This is a genomic window from Vibrio sp. 10N.286.49.C3 (assembly GCF_041469545.1).
Classification (GTDB): domain Bacteria; phylum Pseudomonadota; class Gammaproteobacteria; order Enterobacterales; family Vibrionaceae; genus Vibrio; species Vibrio tasmaniensis_A.
On sequence record NZ_JBFRKT010000010.1, the window covers coordinates 52,943 to 54,725 of the forward strand.

Sequence of the window (1,783 nt, forward strand, 5' to 3'; positions counted from 1 at the left end):
CTTCTGCTTCATTCGCTCTAACTTCTGATTCATTGCCTCTCATTTCAGCATTGCGAGTTTTCGTTTCAAATCTAGCTAACTTAACTTCTATTTTATTAACCTTTCGTCTTGACTGAACAGACAAGATGTTGTTTTTATCCTTCTCCAATTCTAAGCTTTGGTTATAATTCTCTAGGTTTTGGTTACAAGACTCTAAGCTTTGACGACAAGTTTCTAAATTTTGATGACAAATAGAAAGCTCTGTCATATAGTTTCTCGCAAGCTCTCTGGCTCTTTCTGAATCTTTTAGTATTGAGTTAGCATCAAGCTTTGAATCTTTAGGGAAATATTCATCTTTAAAAGCTAATACGTTTTCTAATAACTCGCTATCGTAACCACTTTCTAAAAATAGTTCGTGAATTGTAGACTCAATATTTGAGAAGAACTCAACATCTTTATTTGTAAACTGACACTGCGGAACTTGACAGTCCGAGAAATCAACACCTTGAATTCCCATATTATTAAGTTCTTCTGATACTAACTCTTTATAATCATCACATGTTGATAGCTTATCAATGTTGAAAATATAATCAGCTGTTTCCAGAGCCTCAATTAGGCTAGATAACCAAATGGCATAAAAAAGTAAATAGCTATTTTCAGCGCTTAATTTAACTTTCATCAATTGGGAGAACCGACTTAAAAGATCATCATTACTATATTTAGTTATGTTGATCTTTTCAGAAATTTGCTTAATAATATCTGGCTGTGGACTCGCCGATAAGATTAGTAAATTCACGGTGTCAAAATAATCAGTTACTTTGTATGACCACCACTGATCCCATGGGTTTCGCCACAGATAGAGGTGCGTGCCTGCCATTTTGTCTTTAATAGCCGCCATTCTTGAACTCAATCTACACTCTTGAATCACACAACGATGTTCACTATTCTCTACAAGAATATTTAGATAATCACATAGCGATTCAACGTTCGTGTTGAAATAATTATCGTATATATCATCTTGATTTAAGTAAGGTAATGCTTTATCTGAGATCTTGTACAACTCATGAAAATATGATTTTTCCAAGATTGGGTGTCTTAGTTGATCGTTCTTTTCACTTCCGGTATCTTGATTTAAAACCTCATGGTCGTCCAATGCCATAATACCGATTTCATGAACGGGCTCTTGGTAGCAAGTATATCGCTCTCTATTTTCTCTAAACTTTTTAAAAATATAAGTACTACTCGCTCTGAATATACTATGAATAAAAATCACTTCATTATCATTGTTTATTTTCATATTGCTCACGCTTTCTTCAATGCAAAGTTAACTGGTGTGTTTACCAATCCATATTTCACATAAGTATACTCATCTTCGACAACTCGAAAAATCAATGCATCAACTCTTCGGTGTAAAAATATAGGCGAATCTTCACTATCATCCCTCAGGCCAACATTAATGTAGTAGGTTCCAGGTGCAAAAGAGTTTTCGATATCAAATTCAATATCAACCACATCTCCTGATTTGTAATTTTTATTTTCTAACTTGTAATCTACGGTATCCACACCAAGTAATGAAATTCCATCCTTTGTTTTTATCATAAAAGAAAATATAATATCATTTACATCTTCTTTGAAGGCAACATTATATTTTAGTATAATTTTAGACCGACTAGAGAATACATTGGTTTTTTTGTTTTTTATGTTTTCCAACCAAAGGTTTTTAATTTCTGCTCTCTTATCGCCATATTGAATTTCACAGTCACTAATCAGTTCTGGATCTATTGCATCTAAACTGTCTATTTCA

2 protein-coding genes are annotated in these 1,783 nt (G+C 33.1%); both read right to left on the bottom strand.

Translation table 11 applies throughout. From position 1 onward, the window contains the following. Positions 1-1,285: hypothetical protein (locus AB4180_RS06085; protein WP_198595930.1), on the bottom strand; the 1,285-nt coding region annotated here is incomplete at its 3' end. Beyond that, on the bottom strand, positions 1,282-1,783 hold a 502-nt coding region (locus tag AB4180_RS06090; RefSeq protein ID WP_198592238.1), incomplete at its 5' end, for a Wzt carbohydrate-binding domain-containing protein. The genes AB4180_RS06090 and AB4180_RS06085, both read right to left, overlap by 4 nt.